Source organism: Streptomyces achromogenes subsp. achromogenes (assembly GCF_000720835.1).
Classification (GTDB): Bacteria; Actinomycetota; Actinomycetes; order Streptomycetales; family Streptomycetaceae; genus Streptomyces; species Streptomyces achromogenes.
Genome location: NZ_JODT01000012.1, coordinates 1 through 14,973, shown reverse-complemented (window position 1 = coordinate 14,973; position 14,973 = coordinate 1). Strand labels below are relative to the sequence as shown.

General features: G+C 71.6%; 15 protein-coding genes. 14 read left to right on the top strand and 1 reads right to left on the bottom strand.

All coding sequences use genetic code 11. The features are described 5' to 3' along the window. Window positions 1-24: 24 nt before the first annotated feature. The 14 genes from IH25_RS0113715 to IH25_RS0113650 all read left to right on the top strand — a co-directional run bounded on the left by IH25_RS0113715 (window position 25) and on the right by IH25_RS0113650 (window position 13,939). Window positions 25-1,023, top strand: a complete 999-nt coding sequence (locus tag IH25_RS0113715; RefSeq protein ID WP_030608303.1) for an FKBP-type peptidyl-prolyl cis-trans isomerase — start codon at window positions 25-27, stop codon at window positions 1,021-1,023. Between the two features lie 81 nt (window positions 1,024-1,104). Next, window positions 1,105-1,476 carry an FKBP-type peptidyl-prolyl cis-trans isomerase gene (locus tag IH25_RS0113710; protein ID WP_030608299.1) on the top strand — a complete coding sequence of 124 codons (372 nt, stop codon included), beginning with the start codon at window positions 1,105-1,107 and terminating at the stop codon, window positions 1,474-1,476. A 242-nt stretch (window positions 1,477-1,718) separates the two neighbouring features. Continuing rightward, on the top strand, window positions 1,719-2,672 hold the full coding sequence (locus IH25_RS0113705; RefSeq protein ID WP_030608296.1) for a helix-turn-helix transcriptional regulator: 954 nt from the start codon (window positions 1,719-1,721) through the stop codon (window positions 2,670-2,672). 14 nt (window positions 2,673-2,686) lie between these two features. Beyond that, complete coding sequence (locus IH25_RS0113700; RefSeq protein WP_030608293.1) at window positions 2,687-3,691, top strand: helix-turn-helix transcriptional regulator; 1,005 nt, start codon at window positions 2,687-2,689, stop codon at window positions 3,689-3,691. 165 nt (window positions 3,692-3,856) lie between these two features. Beyond that, the gene (locus IH25_RS0113695; RefSeq protein ID WP_037654916.1) at window positions 3,857-4,117 is read left to right on the top strand and encodes a hypothetical protein; all 261 of its coding nucleotides are present in this window, start codon (window positions 3,857-3,859) and stop codon (window positions 4,115-4,117) included. Between the two features lie 95 nt (window positions 4,118-4,212). Further along, complete coding sequence (locus IH25_RS0113690) at window positions 4,213-4,407, top strand: hypothetical protein (protein ID WP_030608286.1); 195 nt, start codon at window positions 4,213-4,215, stop codon at window positions 4,405-4,407. 259 nt (window positions 4,408-4,666) lie between these two features. Beyond that, complete coding sequence (tatA, locus tag IH25_RS0113685) at window positions 4,667-4,948, top strand: Sec-independent protein translocase subunit TatA (RefSeq protein WP_030608283.1); 282 nt, start codon at window positions 4,667-4,669, stop codon at window positions 4,946-4,948. A 46-nt stretch (window positions 4,949-4,994) separates the two neighbouring features. Beyond that, window positions 4,995-5,945 (top strand): twin-arginine translocase subunit TatC, encoded by a 951-nt coding sequence (gene tatC, locus IH25_RS0113680; RefSeq protein ID WP_030608280.1) that lies wholly within the window; start codon window positions 4,995-4,997, stop codon window positions 5,943-5,945. A gap of 157 nt (window positions 5,946-6,102) precedes the next feature. Then, window positions 6,103-8,955, top strand: a complete 2,853-nt coding sequence (locus IH25_RS0113675) for a DEAD/DEAH box helicase (RefSeq protein WP_030608277.1) — start codon at window positions 6,103-6,105, stop codon at window positions 8,953-8,955. A 367-nt stretch (window positions 8,956-9,322) separates the two neighbouring features. After that, complete coding sequence (locus IH25_RS0113670) at window positions 9,323-10,993, top strand: sensor histidine kinase (RefSeq protein ID WP_245172790.1); 1,671 nt, start codon at window positions 9,323-9,325, stop codon at window positions 10,991-10,993. Then, window positions 10,990-11,394, top strand: a complete 405-nt coding sequence (locus IH25_RS0113665; protein WP_030608271.1) for a roadblock/LC7 domain-containing protein — start codon at window positions 10,990-10,992, stop codon at window positions 11,392-11,394. Before IH25_RS0113670 ends, IH25_RS0113665 begins: the two co-directional genes overlap by 4 nt. Beyond that, on the top strand, window positions 11,391-11,807 hold the full coding sequence (locus IH25_RS0113660) for a DUF742 domain-containing protein (protein WP_030608268.1): 417 nt from the start codon (window positions 11,391-11,393) through the stop codon (window positions 11,805-11,807). The genes IH25_RS0113665 and IH25_RS0113660 overlap by 4 nt, the downstream gene beginning before the upstream one ends. Next, complete coding sequence (locus IH25_RS0113655) at window positions 11,788-12,408, top strand: GTP-binding protein (RefSeq protein WP_030608265.1); 621 nt, start codon at window positions 11,788-11,790, stop codon at window positions 12,406-12,408. The genes IH25_RS0113660 and IH25_RS0113655 overlap by 20 nt, the downstream gene beginning before the upstream one ends. A gap of 43 nt (window positions 12,409-12,451) precedes the next feature. Next, window positions 12,452-13,939 (top strand): cytochrome P450, encoded by a 1,488-nt coding sequence (locus IH25_RS0113650; RefSeq protein WP_030608263.1) that lies wholly within the window; start codon window positions 12,452-12,454, stop codon window positions 13,937-13,939. A gap of 15 nt (window positions 13,940-13,954) precedes the next feature. Here IH25_RS0113650 and IH25_RS0113645 read toward each other — a convergent pair whose 3' ends face one another. Beyond that, on the bottom strand, window positions 13,955-14,917 hold the full coding sequence (locus tag IH25_RS0113645; protein WP_030608260.1) for an RluA family pseudouridine synthase: 963 nt from the start codon (window positions 14,915-14,917) through the stop codon (window positions 13,955-13,957). Between the last annotated feature and the right edge of the window lie 56 nt (window positions 14,918-14,973).

Below are 14,973 nucleotides of genomic sequence, written 5' to 3'. Positions count from 1 at the left end.
ACCGATCGATTACGAGGCTCTTCCGTGCGCCGACGCTCGCTTCTCCTCGCCGCCGTACCCGCAGGACTGGTCACGCTCGCCGGATGCGGTGACGACTCGTCCGATTCCAGCAGCGCCGTGGCCTCGCCGTCGGCGTCCGCCTCGCCCCCGCCCAAGATCGTGGAGGGGCCGCTGCCGGCGATCACCGCGGGCCGGAGGTTCGGCGAGAAGCCGACGGTCGCCAAGGGACCGGGCACCCCGTCGAAGAACCTCGCGGTCCGGACGGTGATCGCGGGCGGTGGGCGGACGGTCGCGGAGAACGAGTTCATCCGGGCGGACTACCTCGGCCAGATCTGGGACACCGGCAAGGTCTTCGACAACTCCTACGACCGCAAGCGCCCGCTGGTCATGCAGCTCGCCCAGGGCAGCATCATCGACGGCTGGCGGTACGCCCTCCAGGGCAAGAGGACCGGCAGCCGGGTCCAGATCGCCGTCCCGCCCGCCCTGGGGTACGGCGAGGGCGGCAATCCGAAGGCGGGCATCAAGGGCACCGACACGCTGGTCTTCGTCATCGACCTGATCGAGTCGTTCAACTCCAAGAGCTCCGCCAAGGGCACCCCGGTCCCGCAGACCGACGCCGCCCTGCCGAAGGTGGGCACCGGCACCGACGGCGGGGCGCCGAAGGTCACCGTCCCCCAGGCCGCTCCGCCGAAGAAGCTCGTGTCGCGGTACGTCCTGGAGGGTGACGGTCCCGAGCTGAAGGCCGACCAGACGCTGCTGTGCCAGTTCCAGGGGCTGGTCTGGGACGGCGGCAAGACGTTCGAGCGGACGTACGGCTCCGGCCGGCTCAGCCAGTTCTCGCTGCAGCAGATGCGGGAGGTGGTCAAGGGCCTGGCCCAGGGCCTGACCGGCAAGAAGGTGGGCAGCAGGGTCCTGATCGTCGTCCCGCCCGAGCTGGCCTACGGCGACAAGCCGCCGGGCGGCGGGGCCATCAAGAAGGGCTCCACCCTCGTGTTCACCGTGGACATCCTTGCGGCGATGTAGCGCGGGACCCTGGCGGCCGGGAGAGCGGCGGGGTGAAAGACTGTCCGGGATTCGTGCCGTACACAAGCAGGAGCTTTTGACGTGAACAACGACAAGCCCGAGATCGACTTCCCCGAGGGCCCGCCGCCCGCCGACCTCGAGATCAAGGACATCTGGGAGGGCGACGGGCCGGTCGCGCAGGCGGGCCAGATGGTCACCGTCCACTACGTGGGCGTCGCCTACAGCACCGGCGAGGAGTTCGACGCCAGCTGGAACCGCGGTACTCCGTTCAAGTTCCCGCTGGGTGCCGGCCGCGTCATCGCGGGCTGGGACCGTGGCGTGCAGGGCATGAAGGTCGGCGGCCGCCGCCGGCTGACCATCCCGGCCCACCTCGCCTACGGCAACCAGAGCCCGACCCCGGCGATCAAGCCCGGCGAGACCCTCATCTTCGTGGTGGACCTGCTCGCCGTCTGATCCACGCCAGGCGTCCCGGCCGCTTCGGCCGGCGCCGTCGGCGTCCGGGACGACCCGCCCCCGGCCGGCCGGAACCGGTCCGCGCCGGGGAATGCGGGCCGCACCGGCGTGATCACCCGGGGCCGCTGCCCGGCCTCCTGGGGCCCCTGCCCGGCCGGGCAGGGGCCCTCGGCTTTTGCCGACGCCCCGCGGAGCGGTACGGTCATCGGTCGGAAGCACCATAGGGAAGGCGAAGGGCGTCGATGGCCATTGCCAAGGCCGAGCGGCTGATGAACCTCGCGCTGTGTCTGCTCGGCGCACGCCGGCCACTCAGCAAGCGCGAGCTGCGCGAGTCCATCGAGGCCTATCTGGAGGCGGGCTCCGACGACTCCTTCAACCGGATGTTCGAGCGGGACAAGGACGACCTGCGCGAGCTGGGCCTGGTCATCGAGACCGTGGAGAACCTGGACGGCGAGGTCGGCTATCTCGCCCGCCGCGACAGCAACCGCCTGCCGCCCATCACCCTGGACGCCGAGGAGGCCGCCGCCCTCGGCCTCGCCGCCAAGGTCTGGCAGCAGGCCCGGCTGGCCGGCGCGGCCAGCGGGGCTCTGCAGAAGCTGCGCGCCGCCGGGCTGCCCGAGGACGTCGACCCGTACGGCGCGCACGGCGCCCTGGAGCCGCGCATCCCGGTGCACGAGGCCGCCTTCGAGCCGCTGATGCTGGCCTGCCGCGACCGCCGCCCGGTCCTCTTCGACTACCGCAAGGCCACCGCCGCCCGTCCCGAGCCCCGGCACGTCGAACCCTGGGCGCTGGAGTGCTGGCGCGGCCACTGGTACCTGGCCGGCTTCGACCGCGACCGGGGTGCCGAACGCGTCTTCCGGCTGTCCCGGATCACCGGCAGGGTCCGCTCCCGCGGTACGGGCTTCACCGCGCCGGTGCCGGACGTCGTCACCGTGCGCGAGACCGTCGCGAGCTGGGCCGGCGAGATCGCCGACCGCTCGGCCCTGATCCGGCTGCGTTCCGGCGCCGGCTATCCCCTTCGGGCGAAGGCCGTCAAGGTCCGGGAACTGGGTGACGGCTGGGACGAGCTGGAGATTCCGTACGGGCACGGACTGGACGCCTGGCTGGTGGAGTTCGGCCCGGACGTGGTGGTCCTGGAGCCGGCCGAGCTGCGGGCCGACGTGGTGGACCGGCTGCGCGCCGTGGCCAAGGGCTGAGGGGGAGCGGGACAGTGGCAGGCAAACCGGCCAGGACCGGCAACGCGATCGACCAGACCCGGCGGATGCTCTCCCTGGTGACGTATCTGCGCGAGCGCCCCGGCGCCCGGATCGCCGACGTCGCGCGCGCCTTCGGCATCAGCGAGGACGAGCTGGTCGCCGACCTCGATGTGCTGCCCATGTGCGGCACCAGCTTCCGCGGCGGCGATCTGCTGGACATCGACACCGATGGCGAGCGCATCTGGTGGCACAACCCGGCCGCGCTCGGCGAGGAGGCGGCCGAACCGCTCCGGCTGGCCGCCGACGAGGCCACCGCCCTGCTGGTCGCCGCCCGCGCCGTGGCCACCCTGCCCGGCCTGCGGGAGAGCGACCGCCAGGCCCTGCTGCGCGCCACCGCCAAGGTGGAGACCGCGGCAGGGGAGGCGGCCGGCGCCAGCTCCCGGCTGTCGGTGACCTTCGAGTCCGAGGGCGGTGTCTTCGCCGACGTCGACCGGGCGATCTCCGAGCGCCGCCGGCTGTGGATCCGCTACTACTCACCGGCCCGCGACGAGGTCACCGAGCGCGAGATCGACCCCATCCGGCTGGTCAGCGTCGGCCACACCTATGTCGAGGCGTGGTGCCGCCGCTCCGAGGCCCGGCGCACCTTCCGGCTGGACCGGGTCGCAGAGATCCGGATCCTCGACGCGCCCTCGGCCCCGCCCGAGATAGAGCTGCGCGACCTCTCCGAGGGCCTGGTGCAGCCGGCCGCCGAGGACCCGGAGGTCGTGGTCGAGGTCGGTCCCGGCGGTCGCTGGGTGGCCGAGTACTACCCGCACGACAGCGCCGACGAGCTTCCCGACGGCGGGCTGCGCATCACCCTGCGCACCCCCGACCCGGCCTCCCTGCGCCGGCTGGCGCTGCGGCTCGGCCGTGACGGCCGGATCGTCTCACCGCCCGAGCTGGCCGAGAGCGCCCGCCGCGCGGCCCGCGAGGCCCTGGCGGCGTACGACGTTCCGGCCGGCGCGGTGCGGGCGTCGTAGGCGACCGGGGCCCTACGGGCACAGTGACCGGGGCCGTACGGCCCTGTCGGTGAACGACCGGGTGTGATCGGCTGCGACCAGAGGATTCGGCTGCGACCAGAGAACGACCAGAGGGAGAGGGAGCGAGGGCCTGTGAGCGAGTCTCCGGAATCCGGTGCGGGTGAGATGACGGTGGCGACCGCCTTCGCGGGAATGAGAAGAGTGGCCCCCGTGGTGTTCAAGGCCGGCTGCCCGGACTGCCGGGGCCGCTTCGAACTCGCCGCGAGCGCGCTGCGGCTCGCCATCGGGGCCAGCAGCCGGACGACGTTCTACTCCTTCACCTGCCCCGACTGCGGTGCCGCGGTGCGCAAACCGGCCGGGGAGCGGATCGTGGAACTGCTCACCGGGGGCGGGGTCAGGACCCTGCGGCTGCACTCCACGGTGTAGCGGGCGGCGCGGCCGCCTGCCGGGGGATGGGCACGGTGCGGGCCATCGCACGGCCGGGTGCGGACCGGGGTGGCGGACCGTCTAGTCTCGACGTCATGTTCTGGCCGATGTTCGCCGTAGCCATGGGATTCCTGGGTCTCGCCGTCCTGGGGGTGCTCGCCGTCCGGGTGTTCGTGGCGGCGCGGCGCCTCGGGCAGCAGGTGACGGACTCGACGCGCCGTATCAACCGGGCCGCCGAGGACCTGGAGCGGGCGACCGTGAGCGCGGCCCGCGCCGTCGACACGCTCTGAACCACGCCCGACGGCGGCCGTGAGACCAGTGATACAAGCGATTTGGGTCGCTTCGCCCTGTCATGCTGCCCTGCCGGACAGGTACCCTGCTGGTCGCGATGCGGAAAACGAGGCCCGCACCGCGGACCGGGAGTACGCACGGGGATTGCCTCACGTTTACCCCTGAGCGTTACGATCGCTGCCAGCACGACCATCGGACATATGTCCGACTGGTCGGACAGCACCCCACCCAGCCGCCTCGGTGAGAAGGTAAAGATTCATGTTCGGTGGAAAAATCGGAGCTCCCGAGATCATTCTGATCCTGGTCGTCATCATCCTGCTGTTCGGCGCGAAGAAGCTTCCGGACATGGCGCGCTCGCTCGGCAAGTCCGCCCGCATCCTCAAGAGCGAGGCCAAGGCGATGAAGGAAGAGGGCAAGACCTCCAACCAGGCGTCCGGTTCCACCGAGCAGTCCTCGGCCCAGCGCACCATCCAGGCGGCCCCCGGTGACGTGAGCAGCTCGCGGCCGGTCAACGAGCCGACGGATTCCGCCCAGCGCTGACACAAGGCCGGACGTTCCGGCCTGCCGCACGAGATGAGGACGTGGGTTGCTCAAGCCTGCCCGCAAGAAGGAGAAGGATCCCGAGGGGCGGATGCCTCTCGCGGATCACCTTCGTGAGCTCCGCAACCGGCTCGCGAAGGCGATGCTGGCCATCGTCATCGTGACGATCGTCGCGGCCTTCTACTACAACGACATCATCAACTTCCTGACGGAGCCGATCCTCGACTCGGTCGGCTGTCGGGCGACCTTCGCGGAGCTGGCCAAGTCCAGTGGCAAGACCCAGTGCGCGGAGATCACCATCAACGGTCTTCTCGCGCCGTTCACGCTGGCCCTCCAGGTCTCGCTGATGGCCGGCGTGGTGGCCGCCTCGCCGATCTGGCTCTTCCAGCTCTGGGCGTTCGTGGCGCCGGGTCTGCACCGGCACGAGAAGAAGTACGCCTACGCCTTCGTCTTCACCGGCGTCCCGCTGTTCCTCGGCGGTGCCTTCTTCGCGTACAAGCTGCTGCCGACCACGGCCAAGGTGCTGATCGACTTCACACCGAACGGCGAGATCAAGAACCTGCTGCCGCTCGACGACCTGCTCCAGCTGGTCACCCGCATGGTGATCGTCTTCGGGCTCTCCTTCGAGCTGCCGCTGCTGCTGATCATGCTCAACCTCACCGGGGTGCTGACGGGCAGGCGCATGCTCGGCTGGTGGCGGGCCATGATCCTCGGCATCACGGTCTTCGCGGCCGTGGCCACCCCGAGCACCGACCCGCTGTCCATGGTGGCCCTCGCCGGGCCGATCTGGGTGCTGTACTTCGCGGCGGTCGCGTTCTCGCTCCTCAACGACAAGCGCAAGCGCCGGCGCGAGGCCGCCGGCCCCGGCGACGACGAGGCCGCCGACCTGGACCTCACCCCCGAGGACATCGGCGAGGCCGAGCCGGTCTCGGCCGCCCGCACGCTGCCGGAGCAGACGAGCACCGACCGGGTCAACGGCTACGACGACGCGACGTAACCGGCCCGCCCCCTTCTCCACCGAGGCACCGCACGCGATGCCCCCGTCCCCGGATCCGTCCGGGGACGGGGGCATCCGTCCGTACCGGCCCCTCCCGCGACCGGCCCGCCGGCCGCCGCGGGCGGCGCCCGCCGGCCCTGCGCCCGGGATCCCGATAATGATCGTCCCGTTGTCAGTGGGGCCCGGTACGCTCGAAAGTACGATGACAGAGGATCTCTCACCGGCCGAGCGGTACGCGGCAGCCCGCAGGCGGGCAGCCGAGCAGGCCACCGCGCTCGCCTCCTTCCGCGAGATGTACGACTTCGGCCTCGACCCCTTCCAGATCGAGGCCTGCCAGGCACTCGAAGCGGGCAAGGGCGTACTGGTGGCCGCCCCCACCGGCTCGGGCAAGACGATCGTGGGCGAGTTCGCCGTCCACCTCGCCCTGCGGCAGGGCAAGAAGTGCTTCTACACGACACCCATCAAGGCGCTGTCGAACCAGAAGTACGCCGACCTGTGCCGCCGCTACGGCACCGCGAAGGTAGGCCTGCTCACCGGCGACAACAGCGTGAATTCCGACGCCCCGGTGGTCGTGATGACCACCGAGGTGCTGCGGAACATGCTCTACGCCGGCTCCCAGACCCTCCTCGGCCTCGGCTATGTGGTCATGGACGAGGTGCACTACCTCTCCGACCGCTTCCGCGGCGCCGTCTGGGAGGAAGTGATCATCCACCTCCCCGAGTCGGTGACGCTGGTCTCGCTCTCCGCGACCGTCTCCAACGCCGAGGAGTTCGGCGACTGGCTGGACACGGTCCGCGGTGACACCGAGGTGATCGTCTCCGAGCACCGCCCCGTGCCCCTGTTCCAGCACGTGCTCGCCGGGCGGCGGATGTACGACCTGTTCGAGGAGGGCGAGGGCCACAAGAAGGCCGTCAACCCCGACCTGGTCCGCCTGGCCCGCATGGAGGCCACCAGGCCGTCGTACCAGGACCGCAGGCGCGGCCGGGCGATGCGCGAGGCCGACCGGGAGCGGGAGCGCAGACAGCGTTCGCGGGTGTGGACGCCGGGCCGTCCCGAGGTCATCGAGCGTCTGGACTCCGAGGGCCTGCTCCCGGCCATCACCTTCATCTTCAGCCGTGCCGCCTGCGAGGCCGCCGTCCAGCAGTGCCTGTACGCGGGCCTCAGGCTGAACGACGAGGAGGCGCGGGAACAGGTCCGCGCCCTGGTCGAGGAGCGCACCGCCCACATCGCCTCCGAGGACCTGCACGTCCTCGGCTACTACGAGTGGCTGGAGGGCCTGGAGCGGGGCATAGCCGCCCACCACGCGGGCATGCTGCCGACCTTCAAGGAGGTCGTGGAGGAGCTGTTCGTACGCGGCCTGGTCAAGGCGGTGTTCGCCACCGAGACCCTCGCGCTCGGCATCAACATGCCCGCCCGCTCGGTGGTGCTGGAGAAGCTCGTCAAGTGGAACGGCGAGCAGCACGCCGACATCACGCCCGGCGAGTACACCCAGCTCACCGGCCGCGCGGGCCGCCGGGGCATCGACGTCGAGGGCCACGCCGTGGTGCTGTGGCAGCGCGGCATGAGCCCCGAGCACCTGGCCGGTCTCGCGGGCACGCGCACATACCCGCTGCGCTCCAGCTTCAAGCCGTCGTACAACATGGCGGTCAACCTGGTCGAGCAGTTCGGCCGGCACCGTTCGCGCGAGCTGCTGGAGACGTCCTTCGCGCAGTTCCAGGCCGACAAGTCGGTCGTCGGGATCTCCCGCCAGGTCCAGCGCAACGAGGAGGGCCTGGCCGGTTACAAGGCCTCCATGACCTGTCACCTCGGCGACTTCGAGGAGTACGCGCGGCTGCGCCGGGAGCTGAAGGACCGGGAGACCGAGCTGGCCCGGCAGGGCGTCGCCCAGCGCCGGGCGGAGGCCACCGTCGCCCTGGAGAGGCTCAAGCCGGGCGATGTCATCCATGTGCCCACGGGCAAGTACGCGGGCCTCGCGCTGGTGCTGGACCCGGGCCTGCCCGCGGGCCGGTCCAACGGGCACCGCGGCTTCGACCACCACGACGGGCCGCGCCCGCTGGTGCTGACCGCCGAACGGCAGGTCAAACGGCTGGCGACGATGGACTTCCCGGTGCCGGTGGAGCCGCTGGACCGGATGCGGATCCCGAAGTCCTTCAACCCGCGCTCGCCGCAGTCCCGCCGGGACCTCGCCTCCGCGCTGCGCACCAAGGCCGGGCACATCCCGCCGGAGCGGGCCCGCAAGAAGCGTTCGCAGGCCGCCGACGACCGCGAGATCGCGCGGCTGCGCACGGCGCTGCGCGCGCACCCCTGCCACGGCTGCGACGAGCGCGAGGACCACGCCCGCTGGGCCGAGCGCTACCACCGGCTGCTGCGCGACACCTCGCAGCTGGAGCGGCGCATCGAGGGCCGTACGAACACCATCGCGCGCACCTTCGACCGGATCGTGGCGCTGCTGACCGAGCTGGACTACCTGCGGGGCGACGAGGTCACCGAGCACGGCAGACGGCTCGCGCGGCTGTACGGCGAACTGGACCTGCTGGCCAGCGAGTGCCTGCGGGAGCGGGTCTGGGAGGGGCTGAGCCCCGCCGAACTCGCCGCCTGCGCCTCGGCGCTGGTGTACGAGGCACGGGTCGGTGACGACGCCATGGCGCCGAAGCTGCCCTCGGGCAAGGGCAAGGCGGCGCTCGGCGAGATGGTCCGGATCTGGGGCCGGCTGGACGCGCTGGAGGAGGACTTCCGGATCAGCCAGACGGAGGGCGTCGGCCAGCGCGAGCCGGACCTCGGCTTCGCCTGGGCCGCCTATATGTGGGCCTCCGGCAAGGGGCTGGACGAGGTGCTGCGCGAGGCGGAGATGCCGGCCGGTGACTTCGTGCGCTGGTGCAAGCAGCTCATCGACGTCCTCGGGCAGATCTCCGCCGCCGCCCCCACGGAGGACTCGACCGTGGCCAAGGCCGCGCGCAAGGCCGTCGACCAGCTGCTGCGGGGAGTGGTGGCCTACTCGTCCGTGGGCTGATCCATCCCGGTCCGACGAGATCACTCGTCCGGGGGAACCGAGGCCGCACCTGTCCGGGTGCGGCCTCGACTGCTTTTTCACTCGTTACGGTGAGTGACAATCGCACGCTCGTGCGTGGATACTGTGTGTGTACGAACGAAAGCGCAGTGTGCGCAAAGAGTTGAGCGTACTCCTGCCGCAGGTCGATTTCAGGTGCTTGCCGAAGGTGACACGGCGTTGATCCGGTCGGACTAAGCTCGCCCGCGGCGCACCGAGTTGAGGCAATTCGTGCGCCTGTTCCCCCATGTGAAGTACATCCCGACAGTTCCCCATACCTTCCCCCGCAAGCTCCCCCCGACACCCAGCCGACTCGTTACAGAAGGCATCCATGGTGAGTGTTCAGAAGCCTCCCGGTCGCCGTGAACGGCCCTATGCGCGCGTGCTGTTGCCGCCGGCCATAGTGATGGCCGCGGCGGCCGGGGCCGCCGTCGCCCTGGTACCGCCCACGGCCCGGGTGGCCGTCGGCGTCTGCGGAGTGCTGGCCGTGCTGCTGGTCCTCGCCACCGCCGGGGAGGCCGCCCGGCGCGGCCGGCTGCTCCGCGAGGCCCAGGCCGAACACGCCCGGCACGCCGCCCGGCTGCAACAGCAGATCACGCTGCACCACCACCTGATGGACCACTTCTCCCAGAACGTCCTGCCGCTGGGCTTCATCCGGCTGCGCCGCGGCGAGGCGCTCCGCGACACCGTGCGCTACGTCTTCGACGAGGACCCCGAACTGCGCGGCCTGCCCGACGGCTACCGCGAGCTGGTACGCGTCGCGCTGACCGGTGCCGACCACGAGATCTCGATGCGCGACGCCACCGAGCGCTCCTATGTGAGCATCGCCCGCCGCGTCCAGGCCATCGTCCACCAGCAGGCCAAGGAACTGCGCGAGATGGAGGAGGACCACGGGCGCAACCCCGAGGTCTTCGACGACCTGCTGCGCATCGACCACGGCACCTCGCTGATCGGCCGCCTCGCCGACACCATCTCCGTCCTCGGCGGCGGCCGGCCCGGCCGCCAGTGGCCGCTGCCGGTCTCCCTCTACAGCACGCTGCGCGGCGCGATGTCCCGCATCCTGGAGTACCGCCGCATCGAGCTGAGCTCCATCGTCAACATCAACATCAAGGGCACCGCGGTCGAGCCGGTCATCCACGCCGCCGCCGAACTCCTCGACAACGCCACCCGGTACTCGCCGCCGACCACCAAGGTGCACGTCACCGCCTCCGAGGTGCAGGCCGGCATCGCCATCGAGATCGAGGACGCGGGCGTCAGCCTCAGCGAGGAGTCCCGGGCCCGGATCGAGAAGGCCATCGAGGACGCCAGGAACCTCGACGACGCGGACAACCTCGGCGAGAACCCGCGCCTCGGCCTCGCCGTCGTCGGCCGGCTCTGCAAGCAGTTCGACATGGAGGTCTCGCTGCGCTCCTCCGCCTACGGCGGCGTCCGCGCGATCCTCATCGTGCCGCGCGTCATGACGACCACCGAGCCCGGTGTCGGCGTCGCCCACGGCATCGGCGCCACCGGCATCCCCAAGCCCGAACTCGGCGCCGTGGAAGGCCCCAAGCGCCCGCCCAAGACGCGCCGCCCCACCAGCCCCAAGATCCCCGCCGGAATCTCCCTGGAGGACGACATTCCGGAGGTCACCGAGTGGACCGCGACCGGGCTGCCGCAGCGCCGCAGCCGGGTGAAGACCCCGCTCAGCCAGCGGATCGCGGAACAGGCCGCCATCGAGCGCGCCGAGCGCGAGGGCAGGCCCACCATCTGGTCCCAGACCCGGACCGAGCCGGACCCCGAGCCCGAGATCGACCCCGAGCGCAGGAAGCTCATGGACCGGCCGATCGGCTCCGGGATCGAGGCCTTCTGGAAGGGCCTCAGGGAGGGCATGCCCCCGGACGCCACCGGTCCCGAGCTGACCGACTTCACCCGCAACCCGACCAAGTACCTGCATCTGCTCAAAGATCCGGCCGAATACGCCCAGGGCGGCACCGAGGCCGACGACGAGGGGGACCTCAAGTGATCCAGCAGCGAGCGAACCTGGACTGGATGCTCAAGCAGCTCAACGACGGCGTCCCGGGTATCGAGATGATCGTGGTCCTGTCCGCCGACGGACTGCGCATCGCCCGCTACGGCGGCGAGCCCGACGCCGCCGACCGGGTGGCCGCCGCCTGCGCGGGCGTCCAGAGCCTGGCCGGCGCCATCATCCAGGAACTGCCCGGCGCCGGGGACATGAAGCTCGTGGTGTTCGAGATCGAGGGCGGCTACTTCTACCTGATGAACGCCGGCCCCAACGCCTACCTCGCCGTGCTCGCGGACGTCACCTGCGAACCGGGCCGGATGAGCGGCATGATGCGCGACCTCGTCGTCCGGATCGGCGCCCACCTCACCAGTCCGCCCCGGCGGAACGGGCAGACCGTATGACCCCTCCACGGCGCAAGCGGCGCCGGCCGCAGCACCAGTCGCCCCCGCCGGCGCCGGCCGTGAAACCGGCGGGCGGTGCGGAGAAGCCCGGCAACCCCGAGCGGCTCTACACCATCGCCGGATCGACGGACGGCAAGCGCGCGGAACTCGATCTGGTGACGCTGATCGTGGCCCGCTCCGCGCCCCCGCTGTCCGCCTCCCCGGAGGTGGCGGCCGTGCTCCGGCTGTGCACCGCCCCCCTGTCCATGGCCGAGCTCTCGGCCTACCTCCAACTGCCGTTCAGCGCGATGACCGTACTGATCACCGAGCTGATCCAGGCGGAACTGGTGCAGGCCCGCGCCCCGATCGTCCGCCAGGCGGCTTTCGACCGTTCCCTCCTCGAAGCGGTGATGCATGGACTTCAAAGGCTCTGACACGATCCCCGGCCCGCGCACCGAGGATCATCTGCCGCACACGGCCCAGGCCGCGGTGAAGATCGTGATCGTGGGCGGGTTCGGCGTCGGCAAGACCACCATGGTCGGCTCCGTCAGCGAGATCAGGCCGCTGACCACCGAGGAGACCATGACCCAGGCCGGCATCGGCGTGGACGACGACTACGGCTCCGAGTCCAAGACGGCCACCACCGTGGCCATGGACTTCGGCCGCATCCAGATCACCGACCAACTGGTGCTCTACCTCTTCGGCACGCCCGGCCAGGAGCGCTTCTGGTTCCTGTGGAACGGCCTGTTCGAGGGCGCCCTCGGCGCGGTCGTCCTGGTCGACACCCGGCGCCTGGAGGTCAGCTTCGACGTCATGGGCCGGCTGGAGGAACGCGGCGTGCCCTTCGTCGTCGCCGTCAACTCCTTCCCGGACGCTCCCCATTACCCGGTGGAGGAACTGCGCACGGCCCTGGACCTCGGCCCGGAGATCCCGATCATCGAGTGCGATGTGCGCCGCCGGGCCTCCAGCAAGGACGTGCTGCTCACCCTCACCCGCTTCCTGCACTCCCTCGCCCTGTCCGGCGCCCTCACCTGACCCGCCGCCGGCCCACCCCATCCGTTTCCGGAGCGACACCACCGTGACGTCTGAATCCCCCTCCCTGACCGGCACAGAGTCCCTCGCCCCGCCGCCGGGCTGCCCCGCGCACGGCCTCGGCCCCGCAGGACCGCGGCGGCTCTACGGCCCCGACGCCGACGACCTCGCCGGCCTGTATGAAAGCCTGCGCGAAGAGCACGGCCCGGTGGCTCCCGTGCTGCTCCACGACGACGTACCCATGTGGGTGGTGCTCGGGCACGCCGAGAACCTGCAACTGGTGCGCAGCCCCTCGCAGTACACCCGGGACAGCCGGATCTGGACCCCGTTGAAGGACGGCCGGGTCAAGCCCGACCACCCGCTCATGCCGCACATCGCCTGGCAGCCCATCTGCTCGCACGCCGAGGGCGCCGAGCACGAGCGGCTGCGCGACGCGGTCACCGCGGCCATGGCCACCATCGACCACCGCAGCGTCCGCCGGCACATCGGACGCCACACCCAGGCCCTGGTCAACGGCTTCTGCGAACGCGGACGGGCCGACCTGGTCTCCCAGTTCGCCGAGCACCTGCCGATGGCCGTGATGTGCGAGATCCTCGGCATGCCCGAGGAGTACAACGACCGGATGGTGCAGGCCGCGCGGGACGCCCTGAAGGGCACCGAGACCGCCATCCAGAGCCACACCTACGTCATGGACGCGCTCAGCCGGCTCACCACCCGGCGGCGCACCCGGCCCGAGGACGACTTCACCAGTCACCTCATCGGCCACCCGGCCGGGCTGACCGACGACGAGGTCCGCGAACACCTGCGGCTCGTCCTGTTCGCCGCCTACGAGGCGACGGCGAACCTGCTGGCCAACGCGCTGCGCATGGTCCTCACCGAGCCGGGCTTCCGGGCCCAGCTCAACGGCGGCCAGATGACCGTGCCGGAGGCGATCGAGCAGTCCCTCTGGGACGAGCCGCCGTTCAGCACGGTCTTCGGCTACTTCGCCAAGCAGGACACCGAGCTGGGCGGCCGGCGCATCCGCAAGGGCGACGGGCTGCTGTTCGCGCCCGCCCCCGGCAACGTCGACCCGCGGGTGCGGCCCGATCCGTCGGAGAGCATGCAGGGCAACCGCTCCCACCTCGCCTTCGGCGGCGGCCCGCACGAGTGCCCCGGCCAGGACATCGGCCGCGCCATCGCCGACGTCGGCGTGGACGCGCTGCTGACCCGGCTGTCCGACATCCAGCTCGACTGCGCCGAGGAAGACCTGCGCTGGCGGTCGTCCATCGCCTCCCGGCACCTGGTGGCCCTGCCGGTGCGCTTCGAACCGAAGCTGCAGCAGGACGTGGACCTGCCGCCGCGGGCCATGCCGGTCCCGCCGCAGCGCGCCAACTGGCAGGTCGGCGCGCTGAGCAGCGACCCGGCCCCGGCCGTCGAACCGCAGCCCGCGGCCCACCAGCCGTCGTCCGCACCGGATCCCGCCCCCGCGGCCCTCGCACCGGCCCCTCCCCGCGGCCTGTGGCAGCGGCTGCTGCGCTGGTGGCACGGCGGCTGACGCCCCGGCCGGGTGTCAGCCGTGCGGGCCGGACCCGCCGGACCAGTCGGTGTACGACGTCCAGGCGCTCAATCGGCGGCCGCTGGTGAAGGTGTGGTGCGCGCCGGTGACCGGGTCGGTGAACTCCAGTCGCCGGGCGAGCAGTTGCAGCGGACGCCGGAAGTCGCCGGCCGGCACCGGGCCGGTCACCTCCGGATACAGCGGATCACCGAGGATGGGCACCCCCAGCGCGGCCAGATGCACCCGCAGCTGGTGGGTCTGGCCGGTCGCCGGGACGAGCCGGTACCGGCCCAGCCCGGCCCGGTGTCCGGCCAGCTCCACCCGGGTCTCGGCGTTCGGCTCGCCGGGGACCTCACGGGCGGCCGGTACCCCGCGCTCCTTCAGGATCCGGCTGCGCACGGTGCGGGGGAGGGCCAGCGAAGGGTCGTACGGGGCGACGGCCTCGTACTCCTTGCGTACCCGCCGGTCCCGGAACAGGGTCTGGTACGCGCCGCGTTCCCCGGGCCGCACGGTGAACAGCACCAGCCCGGCGGTGAGCCGGTCCAGGCGGTGCGCCGCCGTCAGCGTCGGAAGGCCCAGCTCGTGCCGGAGCCGGGCGAGCGCGGTCTGGGCGACATGCGAGCCGCGCGGGGTGGTGGCCAGGAAGTGCGGCTTGTCGGCCACCACGATGTGCTCGTCCCGGTACACCACCTCGACCGGGAACGGCACCGGCACCTCGGCGGGCAGCTCGCGGTGGAACCAGACGTACATTCCCGGCTGGTACGGGGCGTCCGGCGGCACGGGCCGCCCGTCGGCGCCGAACACCTGGCCGGCGGCGAACATCGACTCCACCATTCCGGGCCCGGCCCCGGTGAGCCGTTCCACCAGATGCTCCCGCACGGTGGCCCAGGCCCCGTCGACGGGCAGCCGTACCCGTACGGGATCGACCCCGTCGCGTTGGGGGAGCGGGGCGGGCGGGGGCGGCGTACGGCGTCTCATCGGCGTCAAGGGTACGGCGGGGGCGGGGGCGGGGCGGCGTCAAGGGAGTGGGGGCG

What these genes read in the sequence shown, in the direction of transcription:
- IH25_RS0113705 (WP_030608296.1), top strand. Translation starts at nt 1,719, where the DNA reads ATGGCCATTGCCAAGGCCGAGCGGCTGATGAACCTCGCGCTGTGTCTG.
- IH25_RS0113695 (WP_037654916.1), top strand. Translation starts at nt 3,857, where the DNA reads ATGACGGTGGCGACCGCCTTCGCGGGAATGAGAAGAGTGGCCCCCGTG.
- IH25_RS0113690 (WP_030608286.1), top strand. Translation starts at nt 4,213, where the DNA reads ATGTTCTGGCCGATGTTCGCCGTAGCCATGGGATTCCTGGGTCTCGCC.
- tatA (WP_030608283.1), top strand. Translation starts at nt 4,667, where the DNA reads ATGTTCGGTGGAAAAATCGGAGCTCCCGAGATCATTCTGATCCTGGTC.
- IH25_RS0113675 (WP_030608277.1), top strand. Translation starts at nt 6,103, where the DNA reads ATGATCGTCCCGTTGTCAGTGGGGCCCGGTACGCTCGAAAGTACGATG.
- IH25_RS0113670 (WP_245172790.1), top strand. Translation starts at nt 9,323, where the DNA reads ATGGTGAGTGTTCAGAAGCCTCCCGGTCGCCGTGAACGGCCCTATGCG.
- IH25_RS0113660 (WP_030608268.1), top strand. Translation starts at nt 11,391, where the DNA reads ATGACCCCTCCACGGCGCAAGCGGCGCCGGCCGCAGCACCAGTCGCCC.
- IH25_RS0113655 (WP_030608265.1), top strand. Translation starts at nt 11,788, where the DNA reads ATGGACTTCAAAGGCTCTGACACGATCCCCGGCCCGCGCACCGAGGAT.
- IH25_RS0113645 (WP_030608260.1), bottom strand. Translation starts at nt 14,917, where the DNA reads ATGAGACGCCGTACGCCGCCCCCGCCCGCCCCGCTCCCCCAACGCGAC.